Source organism: Actinacidiphila oryziradicis (assembly GCF_005047355.1).
Taxonomy (GTDB): Bacteria; Actinomycetota; Actinomycetes; order Streptomycetales; family Streptomycetaceae; genus Actinacidiphila; species Actinacidiphila oryziradicis.
Genome location: NZ_SUMC01000083.1, coordinates 1 through 13,049, shown reverse-complemented (window position 1 = coordinate 13,049; position 13,049 = coordinate 1). Strand labels below are relative to the sequence as shown.

The window sequence follows — 13,049 nt, the reverse complement described above, 5'->3', positions numbered from 1 at the left end:
CACGGCCGTAGAACAAACCGCATCACAGGGCCGCGCGCGAGCCGGAGCGGCGCTGGTGGCGGCTCTGGCCCGCAGGGCGCCGCCGGAACGCGGGAACAGCTGGCCGGGCCACTAGTAGGCGTAGTGACCCATCTCGGCGGTCAATACAACTAGGCCCTGTCCGGGGCCAGGCCGTGGGGAACCGGTGATACCAGTCGCAGTAGCACGACCGGCGGTGCCGCCGTTGGTTCCGGCTTGTGGCCGCGTCGGCCCGGTCCGTGAACGCCCGCGCCTGGGCCGCGCCGGCCTGCGCCGCGTCTGTCCGGATTTCAGCAGCCCCGACGAGAGCCCGTCGGACCATGGGGCCGGGAGCGATGAGACGCGGCCGTGAACGCACTCAGCCGTACGACAGGTTGGAGCATGGGTTGTCGTCAGCCGAACGTCCCCGGTCGCCGATCTCCGCGGCGGGGGTGGGCGGGGACCTCCTCGCGTAGTCCCGGCCGAGGATCACGGTCAGGCCGCTGCGGGAGACCGCCCGCAGTCGGGACTCTGCGAAGAGCCGCGCCACGGTCGTTGCCTGAGGCCGCGCGCCGGGCCCGTACTCGATCACGGTTGTGGTGTGGTCGGGGGTGCGGGCGTTCGCGGTGCCGGTGACGGTGAAGCCGCTGGTCTTCAGTGTGGCCGCCGCACGGGACGCGAGGCCGGGGGTGGTGGTGCCGTTGTAGACAGCCACGTTGATCCCCGCGCCGGCAGCGGACCGGGCAGGACCCGCTGCGGAGGGAGCCTTGTCGTCGGTTTCATAGCCGTTGCTGTCGAGGCGGTGGTCGGTTCTGAGGGCGGTCCACAGGGCGTCCACGGCGGGGTGGACGAGGGCGACGCGGGTGCTCTGGTAGCGCCACGGGGCAGTGACGAAGGTGATGTCGTGCAGGTTGATGTCCTTCATGGACAGTGCGAAGGCCAGCAGTTTGTGAGCCGAGCCCAGGCCGGGGTCGACGGTGAGCGACCGGGTGGCCGCGTCGGCCAGGGACAGCAGGGTGGCGGGGTTGAAGCCTTGCGCCTTCACTTTTTTGATCAGGCCGGCGAGGAAGGCCTGCTGGCGTTTCATGCGGCCGATGTCGGAGCCGTCGCCGATGCCGTGCCGCAGGCGTACGTAGTCCAGGGCCTTCTGCCCGGACACGGTCTGCGGTCCCTTGCGGAACAGCAGCCTGCCGCGCGAGGCCCGATTCGGGTTGAGGTCCTTTTCGTACACGTCGATCGGCACACACACCGGCACTCCGCCGAGCGCGGATGTCATCGCGGCGAAGCCCTCGAACTCGACGACGACAGTGTGGTCGACCCGTAGCCCGGTCAGCTTCTCCAGGGTGTTCTGGGTGCACGCAGGATTGCCCGATGCGGTCAGCCCGACGGCGAAGGCGGAGTTGAACATCACGCTCTGCTGCGGCGCCGACCAGCGGCCGTCGGGCAGTCGGCACGGCGGGATGTCGACCAGGGCGTCACGCGGCACCGACACCCCGACGGCGTGTCGCTGGTCGGCATAGACGTGCAACAGGAGAGTGGTGTCCGAGCGGCCCACCGCCCCGGTGCCACCGCCCAGGCTTCTGTTGCCGCCGGCCCGCGAGTCCGAGCCGATAACGAGCACGTTCTGCCCCGCCGCGGAAGTCGGCCGGTCGCCGCTCACGCCACCCGCACCGAAGGTGGCGATGTTCCCGCCCAACCGGGCGCAGACCCACCCGGCGCCCGCGACCAGCAGTACCCCCGCGGAGAGCACCCCCACGGCCATCATTCGCTTATGGGTGGGCCTGCGCCTGCGTCCCCGCTGTGTCGTTGTGGCACCGCCGCGCTGCCGGCGTAACGCCCTGCGGTTGCCAGCCACGCGGTCATCCCTCAGTCGTCCGGGTCTTCGCGGGGCACAACGAGCGAACCGACCTTAGGTTCTCCAACTTGCGCAACCCGGCAATCGTGGGGCTCCGCCGCCTTCCCAGGCCCCCAGCTCCGGCGGTCCTCCCCGGGGTCGGGGCTCTGTGTGGCGTGTATCTGTCAGGTGGCGTCGGGGTCGTACCGGGGCGGGACCGGGGTACCCGACCGGTCGCTGTCGCTCTTGCTGAGATCGACGCCGACCGCTGCGGTGCTCGCGGCCTCACGGAGGTCTTCCGCCTCCTCCCGGAGGCTCAAGCCGTTGCGGATCTCACGCAGCCCCAGAGCGTCGTCAGCCAGCAGGTGCTTGGTCACGAAAGTGCGAGGGTTGAGGTCCTCGAACTCGAAATCCTTGAACTCCGGCCCCAGCTCCCCGCGGACTTCCTGCTTGGCGCTGTCGGCGAAGGCGCGTACCTTGCGGATGAAGTCCCTGACCTGCAAGATCATCTCGGGGAGCTTGTCCGGGCCGAAGACCAGTGTGGCGACGATCAGCAGGGCGACCAGCTTGAACGGGCTGAGATCGAAGAACATGCTCAGTTCCTGTCCTGTCGCGGAAACGTGGGCCTGCGGACGTCCAGAGGCCGAGGACGGAGATTGCCGTCGCCCGCACTAGGTCGCATAATTGCGCAATGTAGCAAGTCTGACATCCGGACGGCAGGTCGCCACCGGGAACGGACGCGAAGGAGGTGGCCGAGATGTTGAGGAACGGGCTGGAGCCCTGGCACCTGATCGTTGTCGTGGCTGTCGTGGTTCTGCTGTTCGGCTCCAAGCGGCTGCCGGACGCCGCCCGGTCGCTGGGCAAGTCCATGCGGATCCTCAAGAGCGAGACCAAGGCGATGAAGGACGACGGCGCCGCTACCACCCAGGCGACAGAAGCCACCGCGTCCGGCCCGGCCGAGCAGCCGGCAACGCGCATCCAGGCCACCCCCGGCGACACCACAGCCCGCCCGGTACGCGAGCCCCACTCGGCCGCACGCTGAGGCACGCCGCGCGTCCTGCCCGCACAGTCTCCCCGGGCAGGATGCGCGACGCCTCATCAGGGGCCGGCTGGATCGAAGCCGTAGCGGGGCGGCGCACGCTTGCGGGGGGTAGACGTACGCCTTACCCAGCGGCGCTCACACAGCCCTGCCGGTGGAGGTCACCGGGCTGAACGCGAGACGCCCAGGCTGCGAACAAGGTGCACGAAGGGCTCCGGGCGGGCGAGATGCGCTGTGGCGCACCCACCGCGGGGAGGATTCTGGCGGTGACCGCAGTGGCCGTCGTGGCGGTGAATATGTTCGAGGGTGTCCTCATCGGCCTGGCCCTGTCGGTCGCCAAGGCCGCGTGGGAGACCTCCCACGTCCATCTCGCCGTGGACGACTGTAGCGACGGGCTCATCACCGTACGGCTCACCGGCAAAGCGACGTTCCTGCGGCTGCCGAAGGTGCTCGACACCCTGGGCTCTGCCCGCCGACCGGCCCATCGAGCTGGACCTGACCGGCCTGCGTCACCAGGACCCACGCCAGCGGCATGGCCCTGATGGGCTGGGCCGAGCGGCACAACGCCCACGGCAGCACGCCCGTCCGGCTCACAACCACCGCCTGAGTCCCGGTACGCGGGGGTCCGCCGGGACGCGTCCCGGCGGACCCCCGGCACTGGGTTGGCTGGTCGCCTCAGGTGGAAGGGCGCTTGAACCACAGCACGGCACCTGCGAGCGCGAGCATGGCGCCGATGAGGACGGCCACGATCGTAATGCCGTTGTTGTTGCCGGAAGCGTCGGCCTCCTGCGCCACGACGCGTTCCTTCCCGATCTCCGACGCGGCGGCCGACGTCTCGCTGGAGCTGGGGCTGCTGTCCGCGCCGGTACTCGGACTGGGGCTGATCGGGGCGGCGCCCGGGGCGGCGGCCTTCAACTTGAGCACCGGAGCGGGCTTTTCGGGTTCGGCACCGCCGGTGGGCAGCTCGATCCACCGCGACACCTTGCCGTCGCTGTAGGTGTCGAGGGTCTTGAAGGCCAGCGACTTCGCGTCCGGCAGCTGCCGCACGACGATGCTGTGCTCGGCGTCCTTCCCCGGTGCGAGCGCGGGACCGCCGACGGTGTACCCGTCAGCGGTGGGCCGCAGTTTCCAGCCCTTGGGGGCTTCCTTGACCGTGACCGCGTCCGGGGTGATGCCCGCAGGCAGCACGATGCGGATCTTGGTGAAGCCGGCCGAGTCGGATTCGGCCTCATTGGTGAAGGTCAGGGTGACGTTCTCGGCCAGGGCCTGGGCCCTGGAAGCGGTCACTTCAGTATGCGCGGCGGCGGGACCGGCAGCGGCGAAGACGGCAGCCAGGCCCGCGGGTGCGATCACGCCGAGGCGTCGCAGGCGGGTGGACGGGTCTGCGGTACGCACCAAGGATTCTCTCCTCGTTCGGGCGGTCCGCGCGAGTAGGCGCGGTCCGTGAAGATCGGCAGGGTCGGGTCGGTCCCTGCCAAACGGGAGGTCCCCTGCGAACGAGGGAATGGGCAAGCAGCGCCGTGCCGAGGCCGGCACCGGTCGCGGTCTGTGGCGCTCGTGGGCCGTAGGGTCCGGCGCCGTGAGCCGGACGGAACAGACACCGGGTCAGCAGCCGGGCCAGGACGGCAGCGAGGGAGCGCACGAGACGGACAAGGACCGACGGCAGCGCGGACAGCCGGCGGTCGGCGCCGTGCAGCAGCAGCGCCACCGCCACGGCCGTCAGGGCATGGGCGGCGAGCATCAGCAGGGTGCCGTGAGCGTCACGGTGTCCCGGCATGCCCGGCATCGCACCGTCGTGGTGGCCGTCATCGGCCTGCACGCGGTGGAGCAGGACCTGGCCGGTCAAGGTCGCGCCGATGGCCCCGGGCAGGCGGCGAATCCGCCCGGCCCAGGGCAGGACGGCAAGGAAGAGGCCGGCCGTGGCGAACGACAGCGGCCCGTACGGCACCGGCGCCTCGGTAGCGAGGTGGTGCCCCACCGCGGCCAGGACGGCGCTCACTACCGCGAAGACGCCCGCGCGCCAACACCGCGTCGCCACCTGAGCCTGCGGGGGCGACGCGGCGCCGGATACGAGACTGCTTCCGCCTGCCATGCCGCGCCCATCATCCACGTCTTCGGGCCGCCCGACGCCGGACAGGGCCGTTACACCCGCCGATGGGGTGAAAGCCGGACGCACGACCGATGCGGGATCCTATGATCCGGCCGCCCGCACCACCAGCTCTCATACGGGCAGCGGATTTCGGCGCCCTGGATGCTGCTGAACCTGGGCGTCCTGCTCTCCCCTGGGACCATTCGCTCCACCGCGACGCTACCGGCTGCACCCCCGCTGCTCACGCTGGGCGGGCCGCTGGTGACGGGTCCGCAGCCGCCCGTCGCAGCTCCGTCGGCCCCGCTGAGAACGCTGGATACGCTCCGTCACCAGATGGTGCGCTGCGGGCCGTAGGCCGTCGGCCTTCCGCAGCCTTCCTTGCGCGCCGCCCGGCCGCGGCGCGTCCAGCACCGACACCTTCGGAGTGTCCGCTATGTCGCGCGCAACAACACCTCCCCCGTTACCCCCCGGCGCTCGAACGGCCGCAGATCCACCTCGGCGCTGACGAGTTCCAGCGCGCCACTCCTCGAAGGAGTCGACCTCAACCTGCTCGACCGGTACCGAACAACTCGCGCCCGCCCATACTCGCCACCAGCCCCGTCACGAGCGGATAATCCGCGCCTCTCAGCCGGACGATCACATCGGCCAGCCGTCCCCACGATTGGCCGCCGCAGTAGGTCACCGGCTGCTTGAGCAGCGATGACAGGTGCAGCACCCGCATGCGCTGCGCATGAGCAAGGGGTGGCGCAAAGTGGGACTGGGTGCCGGACTGATTGATGGCGTCAATTTTCACCACCGTCCCGGACTTGACGGTCAGCACCGACGGACGGCTGGTGGGGAACCAGCCCCACAGTGCGGTCTCCTTGCTCGTCTTGAGCAGCGCGTCGTAAGAGTGTTGACCGGACCCGGCTATCCCGGATTGCGCCGCGAGAGCGCTACCGGCAGGCAGTGCCGCGCCGAGGGTGAGTCCGGCGCCGGTCGCGCCGGTCGCGCGAAGCAGGTTACGCCGGCTGAGCATAGACCGGGCCAGTGCCGTGGACTTCGCACGACCGAGGGAGCTAAGAGGATTCATCAACTGCCTCCAGGTAAGGAGCGGATGCCCGGAGTAACCCTTTAGGCAGATCGTTTCCGGTGTCCTTCGTCCCCGGGTCGAATGTGTTACACGCCACGTCATCGATGCATGCCCAGGGAACTTTGATCGAGCCACTGCTGCGTGCCTGGAACCCGGGCACACCTTGACGACCAATGCCGACACAAGCCGGACAGGAAGTTGTCCTGGTGGCCGTTGAGGCTGGCGAGGTAGAGGGCGAAGGCCCAGGTGTGCAGGCAGCCGGTGAGGCGCAGGCGGCACAGGGGCAGCGGGTCTTCCCCCTCGGCAGTTGGCTTGCCACGTAGGCGAATTCGGTGCGGAAGCGGACCTGGACGCCGCCGGCGCTCGCCATGTGTTCCTGTACGCCCCCAGGGTGGGGGATATCGTGGCGGTGACGCGCCGGTCGAAGAGGGTCCCCTCGCCCTCGGTGTCGATGTGTTCCTGTTGCGGCGCCTATACCTCTTCCGGGGACCAGGGAGATCAGGCGCGCAGAAGGCGGGCGATGGCCTGCGACGCTTCGGTGACCTTGTCCTGTGCCTCGTCCCCGCCGGCGGCGATCGCCTCCTGGACGCAGTGTCCCAGGTGATCGTCGAGCAGCTCGACGGCGACCGCCTGCAGCGCCTTGGTCGTGGCGGAGACCTGGGTGAGGACGTCGATGCAGTACTGGTCCGAGTCCACCATGCGCTGCAGGCCGCGGACTTGGCCCTCGATGCGGCGCAGCCGATTGAGGATGGCGTCCTTGTTGTCGCTGTATCCGGGCAGCTCACCCTCGTCTTCGCGGAGGGGGCGGTCACGTGCGTCGGGGTGTTGTGTTCCAAGGTGGCCGGTCATAGTTACGCCTTCGTCCGGGCGCCTTCGGCGGAAGACGCGGGAGATCTCGGCCCGCTGCTACCTGCTGTGAGGTGGGCGGGCTCGTCAAAAGGGACGCCGGGTCTGTCGGGCGGGAAGGCCCGGCCGCCCGCGGCGATGGCAGCCCCCTGGGGGCCGCGGCCACCGCGGCGGGCGGTCAGGCCAGGATCGGGATGAGTCCGAGGGCGAAGGCGACATAGAAGAGGGCGGCCAGGCTGAGGCGGGCCGGAGTGAGTCGGCGGGCGCGCATCGTGGCCAGCAGGTAGATGATCGCGGCCATGGTGATCAGGCCTGACCACAGCAGGGCGCCGTCGAATTTCCAGGTGGTGAAGAGCAGGCCCAGTCCGCTGGGGACGGTCGCCTGGATCATCATGGCGCCGGAGATGTTGGCCAGGGCGAGCTTGGTCTTGCCCTGGCGGACCCAGATGATCGCGTTCATGATCTCCGGCAGTTCGGTAGCGATCGGGGACAGCAACAGGGCGGTGACCGCGGCGGACAAACCGAGCATCGGGCCGATGGCGTCCAGCTGCTTCACGAACAACTGGGACGCGAAGAAGATCACCACGAGGGTGGCCAGGGTCTGTACCGCCACCGCCCAGGTGGCCGGGGAGGCGACCTTGGGCTGGAGCTTCAGCGGCTCGAGCTCCTCGGCGTCCTCCTCGTCGTCCCCGTCGCTGCCCCCGCGGATCTCGCGCCAGAAGTAGACGGCGTAGGCGGCGAAGAACAGCAGGCCGAGCACGGGCTTGAAGGCGAAGGCGACCAGGCCGAGCGCGACCTTCACGATGAAGATCGGCAGGAACCAGGTCTGGTCCTTGGCCAGACGCCTGGTGTCCTTCTCCTCGCCGAGAACCTCGCCGCCGGACGGGCTTTCCGGGCCGGGGTTCCCTGCTCCTGCCGTCACCAGGGCACCCTGCCTGCGGCGGTTGAGCAGCAGCATCACGCCGGTGACGCCGTAGGCGACGGTGGCTAGGGCCAGCGGTCCGCCCATCGCGGCACCCACGCCGATGTTCTTGGCCTCCGGGGTACTGCCGGTGGTCACCGCGACCAGCGTCACGACGGACTCCGGCAGGGCGGTGCCGAAGGCGGCCAGGATGGTGCCTACCGCCATCTTGCCGACGTTCAGCCGTTGGCCCAGCCATTCCACCGCGTTGACGAACCACTCGCAGGAGAGATAGATCGCCACCGCACACACGATGAGCAATACAAAATGCCACACGCTGATCGTCCAGCCTTCCGGCACCGCGGGAGACAAGGACCGATGCGCGGGAAGCGGCATATTCGACCTCGACCCCGCGACGCGCACATGTCGTCGACAAAGGGCCGAAGGTCTCGCCCACCCGTGATCAGATCACGGGCCCGGCCACCGGGAACCACACGGGCTCCAGCGTGTCGACGACCGGTATCGCAGGGCTACTCCCCTTCGCTACCGCACACCCTAACGGATCTGCCGGATCGCAGCCGCGAGCAGCGGGAGGCCGGGCCAGCCATGAGATGTGGCGCATGTGCCGATCCTCTGGCGCGTGGAAGACGCAAGTCCTGATCCAACCGCCCGCTAATCATCGACGAGACAGTGTCCTTGAGGACGGTGACGCCTCGACTGCAGCACATCGGCGCGGAGGATAAGGCCGTTCCTGTCAAAGATCCGGGACATGCCGCCGGTCGCGGGTCAGCTTCCCCCAATGCCGGGAGCGGCGAGGAGGAGTAGGACGACGGTAGCCACGGTGAACACGGAGACGGCCAGGATCGTGTGCTCCCACGGCGGCGGCGTGCCCGTGGTCGCCGAGACCGCGGCGTCCTCGTCGCTGTGCTGGCCTGGCTGCTGCGAGGCGCTCAGCGCTTGCACGCCCAGGCGCGGTCGTTGCGGCCCTACGCGCGGCCGCCTCCGCGCAGTTCGGTCGTCCTCGCGGATGCGGTGGGACGGCGCGGTCCTCCCGCGGCGGGTTTCCTGTTCGCCGTATGACCTCGGCGCGCCCTCTGGTGTGCCCTGGACCACCCCGCTACCGGTCGACGACCGGCAGCCGAGACTTCCGAGACGGTCTGGGCGCCGAGCCCATGCGTGGCACTCAACCCCTTCGTCGGGCACTTAGTGAAATATTCCGACTACTATCAGTACATGAGGATGTGGCGGTTCCTGGGCGCCCGGCAGCGATACGCGGCCGCCGCGGGCATGGCCTTGGTGCTGTCCATTCTGGTGCATCTGAGCGCGGGGCACGACAGCGTCGGAGCCGCCGCGCCGGCCCCATATGCCCCCGTGCTCGCCGCGTGGGCGGCGCCCGCGGCACAGAGCGTGCCACTCGGCGGTGACGCTTCCTACGCGGCACCGGAGTATTCGCACCTGGCCGAGCATCCAAGCCACCCGCCCCGCAAGCCTTCCCAGCCCCAGCCGACGGCCTCGGCATCCGACACCGCCCTCTTCGTACCGCGCCCGGTGGACAAGCCGGCCACCCCGGCCCCGCGCGTCGGTCCCGCTGCCTCGGTCACCCACGGCATCCTGCGCTGCTGAGCCGCGCCCCGCGACCTCTGCCGAGCATCACGCCGACACGTCTCAGGCGGGTCCTCGCTCTGGTGTTGCTGGTGCTCGCCGACCTGTTCCTGGTGCCGCTTCCCGCGGACACCGCTCAGGCGCCGGCGCCCGCCTTTCTTATGGCGGCAGCCGCCGATGACTGTGCAAACAGCGCCGTGTGGTGCTCCTTGCATCTCGATGTGCCCGATTACGACGACCCCTCGCCCCGCAAGGACGCGCACCCCGGCATCGTCGAGGCAGCCGGCACAGTGGCCCCATTTCCTCCCGTTGCCCTGTCGGCCGCAGCCCCTGCCGGGGCCGCGCCCGCGCGCGTCCCGGACACGCATGCGGTCCTGCGCTGCTGAGTCCGCCCGGTCCTCCACGTTCCCGATAACTCCGTGACGATCCGTGCCCCTGGGTGCACGCCTGCGCCCGGGCACTGGAGGTACGCACCATGCAGGCATTGATCGACCATGCCCGTTCCTTCCACCATCGCTGCGCCGAGCGCCACGAGGAGTTCAGCCGACTGGCTGACGGCCAGCGGCCCCAGGCCCTGTTCATCACCTGTTCCGACGCGCGCGTCATCCCCTCGCTGATCACCGGCGCCCAGCCCGGCGAGCTGTTCGAGCTGCGCACCGCCGGTCAGGCCGTGCCCCGCTACCGCGTCCTCATGCCAAGCGGCGAGGCCGCGACCATCGAATACGCGGTCCAGGTCCTCGGCGTCCGCGACATCGTCGTATGCGGCCACTCGCACTGCGGAGCCGTCCGTGCCCGTATCGACGGCACCCCCCTGGGCCACGCCCCGGCCGTTCGCGACTGGCTGCGTCAAGCCCTGCAACCCGGCCTGCCCGACTGCGGCGACCCGCACCTGGCCGAGGCTGTCCAACGGCACGTGCTGACCCAGCTGGACCGGCTGCGCCGCTACCCATGCATCCGTGTCCGGGCCGCGCAGGGCGAGTTGCGTCTGCACGGCTGGTTCTACGACCTGACTACCGGCCGGGTGCAGGCTCACCAGCAGCGCCCCGACACCTTCCTTCCGCTGTGAGTGCCCGCCTCGGCCCCAAGAGGCCGCTCCGCCGCGCAGCCCGCCCGACGACGCCTGACCAGGCGACGGTCACACCCTCCGCAGTCAGGGAGGTACTGCGTCATGACCTGCCCGCCTCTGTCGCTGTCTTCCTTGTTGCCCTGCCACTGTGCGTGGGCGTGGCCGTCGCCTCCGGCGTGCCGGCCGAGCTCGGCCTGATCACCGGGATCGTCGGTGGCCTGGTCACCGGTCTGCTGCCCGGCAGCAGCCTGCAGGTCAGCGGACCGGCTGCCGGGCTGACGGTGCTGGTTGCCGAAGCCGTCGACACATACGGGCTCGGTGCGCTCGGTGCGGTGGTGCTGACCGCCGGCGTCCTGCAGATCGCCATGGGCGTCCTGCGGCTGGGCCGGTTGTTCCGCGCCATCTCTGTCTCCGTCGTCCAGGGCATGCTCGCCGGCATCGGCCTGATCCTCATCGCCGGGCAGCTCTACACCCTGGTCGGTGCCTCGGCTCCGGCCAGCGGCCCGGCGAAACTCACCACCTTGCCCGAACTGGCCTGGGACACCGTCCACTCACCGCGCTCGCTGACCGCGCTCGTCCTGGGCGTGGCGACCGTTGCCCTGCTGCTGATCTGGCCCAGGCTCCCGCGCCGCGCCCGTACGCTCCCCGCCCCGCTGGCCGCGGTCGCCGCCGCCACCGCGGCCACCGCCCTGGCGGGCCTCGACGTGGCGCGGGTGGAGGTGACCGGGCTCCTGGGTGCGGTGCAGCCGCCGGGCGGCGCCGACCTCGCCCGGCTCGCTGACCTCGGCCTGATCAGCACCGTCGCTGCCTTCACCCTGATCGCCTCCGCGGAAAGCCTGTTCAGCGCCGCCGCTGTGGACCGCCTGCATCACGGCCCGCGCACCGACTACAACAAGGAACTCCTCGCGCAGGGGGCCGGCAACGCCGTCTGCGGACTGCTCGGCGCACTGCCGATGACCGCAGTCATCGTCCGCAGCGCCGCGAACGTCCAGGCCGGCGGCCGTACCAAGGCCTCCCGTGTGCTGCACGGCTTGTGGCTGCTGGTCTTCGTCGCCCTGCTGCCCGCCGTACTCGGCTATATCCCCATCGCCGCGCTCGCCGCCATCCTCATCCATGCCGGCTGCAAACTCCTGCCCGTGGGTGAGACCCGTGCCCTGTGGCGCGAGCACCGCGGAGAAGCGCTCGTGCTGACCGCCACGGCCACCGCCATCGTCGGCACCGACATGTTCGAAGGCGTACTGATCGGGCTGGCCCTGGCGATCGCAAAGGCCGCCTGGGAAACCTCATACGTCCACCTGGCCATAGAACACCTGCCCGACCGACGCATCCACATCCGCATCACCGGGAACGCCACCTTCCTGCGGCTGCCCAAGATCCTCGACGCCCTCGATGCGCTGCCCCCCGGCCGGCGCATCCTCCTCGACCTCAAAGGCCTCAATCACCTCGACCATGCCTGCAACGCCGCCCTCACCCAGTGGGCCGACCGCTACCGCACCCAGCCAGCAGTTCCAGCGGACACAGCCGGCTGACCCGCAGGGGCCAACCACCCCCTTCCACCCCCCCCGCTGACACCCGTCGACCTCGCGGACGGTCGGGGAATGACGGCCGCCGTGCGCTGTCAGCCGGGGCTGCCCGGCCGGTGCCAACTTGTGTCCGAGGAGCAGACCGGGGGCAGGGCGCCGGGGTGTGTACAGTGGGTGCCGCGAAGGGGAGTAGCCCCGCAAACCGGTCGTCGACATGCTGGAACCCTTAGGGGTTCCCGGTGGCCGGGCCCGAGCGAATGTGCCGGGCGGGCGAGACCTTCGGCTCCTTGTCGACGACGTATGCGCGTCGCGGGGCCGAGGTCGTACGCCGCGAACTCCCTGCGCGTCTTCCCTGGACTCCCGCGGTGCGGGAAAGCTGGACGATCAGCGTGATCCATTTTGTGTTGCTCATCGTGTGCGCGGTTGCGATCTACCTCTCCTGTGAATGGTTCGTCAACGCGGTGGAGTGGCTCGGCCAGCGCCTGAACGTCGGGAAGATGGCGGTCGGTACGATCCTGGCCGCGTTCGGCACCGCTCTGCCCGAATCCGTGGTGACACTCGTCGCGGTCACCACCGGCGGCACGGAAGAGGCCAAGAACATCGGTGTCGGGGCGGCGATGGGTGGTCCGCTGGCTCTGGCCACCGTCGCCTACGGCGTCACCGGGGCCATGCTGCTGCTCAAGCGCCGCAGACAGCACGCGGTCGTGCTCGCGGACACCGGCATGCCTCCCAGCGGCCCGGAGGGGCAGGCACTGGGGGAGGAGCAGGCCCTGGGGGATGAGACGGACATGCGCCGGCTGGCCAAGGACCAGACCTGGTTCCTCCCGATCTTCGTGGTGAAGGTCGCGCTCGGCCTGGTCGCTTTCGCCTTCAAGCCCACCCTGGGCCTGCTGTTCTTCGCCGCCTACGCCGTTTACTTCTGGCGCGAGATACGCGGCGGCAGCGACGGCGACGAGGAGGACGAGGAACTCGAACCCCTCAAGCTCCAGCGCAAGGCGGCCTCTCCGGCCACCTGGGCCGTCGTGGCGCAGACCCTGGCCACCCTGGCCGTGATCTTCTTCGCGTCCCAGCTGTTCGTGA

The 13,049-nt window shown here is 69.9% G+C and carries 14 protein-coding genes and 1 pseudogene; 8 read left to right on the top strand and 7 right to left on the bottom strand.

All coding sequences use genetic code 11. The features are described 5' to 3' along the window. Positions 1 to 376: 376 nt before the first annotated feature. Together FCI23_RS42510 and FCI23_RS42505 are read right to left on the bottom strand one after the other, a co-directional pair. Positions 377 to 1,762, bottom strand: coding sequence for an LCP family protein (locus FCI23_RS42510; protein WP_211265705.1), 1,386 nt, complete (start codon positions 1,760 to 1,762; stop codon positions 377 to 379). A 254-nt stretch (positions 1,763 to 2,016) separates the two neighbouring features. After that, the gene (locus FCI23_RS42505; RefSeq protein ID WP_136729410.1) at positions 2,017 to 2,424 is read right to left on the bottom strand and encodes a sec-independent translocase; all 408 of its coding nucleotides are present in this window, start codon (positions 2,422 to 2,424) and stop codon (positions 2,017 to 2,019) included. Between the two features lie 164 nt (positions 2,425 to 2,588). Between FCI23_RS42505 and tatA the strand changes: the two genes are divergently transcribed. Both tatA and FCI23_RS42495 read left to right on the top strand, forming a co-directional pair. Continuing rightward, positions 2,589 to 2,873 carry a Sec-independent protein translocase subunit TatA gene (gene tatA / locus FCI23_RS42500; RefSeq protein ID WP_136729426.1) on the top strand — a complete coding sequence of 95 codons (285 nt, stop codon included), beginning with the start codon at positions 2,589 to 2,591 and terminating at the stop codon, positions 2,871 to 2,873. 229 nt (positions 2,874 to 3,102) lie between these two features. Next, a pseudogene (locus FCI23_RS42495) lies at positions 3,103 to 3,477 on the top strand (SulP family inorganic anion transporter); the annotation flags it as partial. A gap of 68 nt (positions 3,478 to 3,545) precedes the next feature. Here FCI23_RS42495 and FCI23_RS42490 read toward each other — a convergent pair. Then, a complete protein-coding gene (locus FCI23_RS42490) occupies positions 3,546 to 4,265 on the bottom strand; it encodes a DUF1775 domain-containing protein (protein ID WP_136729425.1) in 720 nt (239 codons plus the stop codon). 184 nt (positions 4,266 to 4,449) lie between these two features. Here FCI23_RS42490 and FCI23_RS42485 point away from each other — a divergent pair, with 184 nt between their 5' ends. After that, on the top strand, positions 4,450 to 5,067 hold the full coding sequence (locus tag FCI23_RS42485) for a hypothetical protein (protein WP_136729409.1): 618 nt from the start codon (positions 4,450 to 4,452) through the stop codon (positions 5,065 to 5,067). Positions 5,068 to 5,500: 433 nt separating this feature from the next. Here the strand turns inward: FCI23_RS42485 and FCI23_RS42480 are convergent, their stop codons facing one another. The 4 genes from FCI23_RS42480 to FCI23_RS57280 all read right to left on the bottom strand — a co-directional run bounded on the left by FCI23_RS42480 (position 5,501) and on the right by FCI23_RS57280 (position 8,741). Further along, positions 5,501 to 5,977, bottom strand: a complete 477-nt coding sequence (locus FCI23_RS42480) for a hypothetical protein (RefSeq protein ID WP_136729408.1) — start codon at positions 5,975 to 5,977, stop codon at positions 5,501 to 5,503. 552 nt (positions 5,978 to 6,529) lie between these two features. Next, on the bottom strand, positions 6,530 to 6,880 hold the full coding sequence (locus FCI23_RS42475) for a metal-sensitive transcriptional regulator (protein WP_211265703.1): 351 nt from the start codon (positions 6,878 to 6,880) through the stop codon (positions 6,530 to 6,532). 175 nt (positions 6,881 to 7,055) lie between these two features. Further along, positions 7,056 to 8,081: a sodium:calcium antiporter gene (locus tag FCI23_RS42470; protein ID WP_246144601.1), complete on the bottom strand. Its 1,026-nt coding sequence runs from the start codon at positions 8,079 to 8,081 to the stop codon at positions 7,056 to 7,058. 483 nt (positions 8,082 to 8,564) lie between these two features. After that, complete coding sequence (locus FCI23_RS57280; protein WP_169317202.1) at positions 8,565 to 8,741, bottom strand: hypothetical protein; 177 nt, start codon at positions 8,739 to 8,741, stop codon at positions 8,565 to 8,567. A gap of 270 nt (positions 8,742 to 9,011) precedes the next feature. Here FCI23_RS57280 and FCI23_RS42465 point away from each other — a divergent pair, with 270 nt between their 5' ends. The 5 genes from FCI23_RS42465 to FCI23_RS42445 form a co-directional block, all read left to right on the top strand. Continuing rightward, complete coding sequence (locus tag FCI23_RS42465; RefSeq protein ID WP_136729406.1) at positions 9,012 to 9,401, top strand: hypothetical protein; 390 nt, start codon at positions 9,012 to 9,014, stop codon at positions 9,399 to 9,401. Positions 9,402 to 9,463: 62 nt separating this feature from the next. Beyond that, a complete protein-coding gene (locus FCI23_RS42460; protein ID WP_136729405.1) occupies positions 9,464 to 9,766 on the top strand; it encodes a hypothetical protein in 303 nt (100 codons plus the stop codon). A gap of 89 nt (positions 9,767 to 9,855) precedes the next feature. Then, positions 9,856 to 10,446, top strand: a complete 591-nt coding sequence (locus FCI23_RS42455; protein WP_136729404.1) for a carbonic anhydrase — start codon at positions 9,856 to 9,858, stop codon at positions 10,444 to 10,446. A gap of 95 nt (positions 10,447 to 10,541) precedes the next feature. Next, on the top strand, positions 10,542 to 11,975 hold the full coding sequence (locus tag FCI23_RS42450; RefSeq protein ID WP_246144606.1) for a SulP family inorganic anion transporter: 1,434 nt from the start codon (positions 10,542 to 10,544) through the stop codon (positions 11,973 to 11,975). A 281-nt stretch (positions 11,976 to 12,256) separates the two neighbouring features. Next, positions 12,257 to 13,049: sodium:calcium antiporter (locus FCI23_RS42445; protein ID WP_456318870.1), on the top strand; the 793-nt coding region annotated here is incomplete at its 3' end.

Bases quoted from the DNA above. Each gene is read 5' to 3' on its own strand.
- FCI23_RS42455 (WP_136729404.1), top strand. From the start codon at position 9,856: ATGCAGGCATTGATCGACCATGCCCGTTCCTTCCACCATCGCTGCGCC.
- FCI23_RS42465 (WP_136729406.1), top strand. From the start codon at position 9,012: ATGAGGATGTGGCGGTTCCTGGGCGCCCGGCAGCGATACGCGGCCGCC.
- FCI23_RS42505 (WP_136729410.1), bottom strand. From the start codon at position 2,424: ATGTTCTTCGATCTCAGCCCGTTCAAGCTGGTCGCCCTGCTGATCGTC.
- FCI23_RS42475 (WP_211265703.1), bottom strand. From the start codon at position 6,880: ATGACCGGCCACCTTGGAACACAACACCCCGACGCACGTGACCGCCCC.
- FCI23_RS42480 (WP_136729408.1), bottom strand. From the start codon at position 5,977: ATGCTCAGCCGGCGTAACCTGCTTCGCGCGACCGGCGCGACCGGCGCC.
- tatA (WP_136729426.1), top strand. From the start codon at position 2,589: ATGTTGAGGAACGGGCTGGAGCCCTGGCACCTGATCGTTGTCGTGGCT.
- FCI23_RS42510 (WP_211265705.1), bottom strand. From the start codon at position 1,762: ATGATGGCCGTGGGGGTGCTCTCCGCGGGGGTACTGCTGGTCGCGGGC.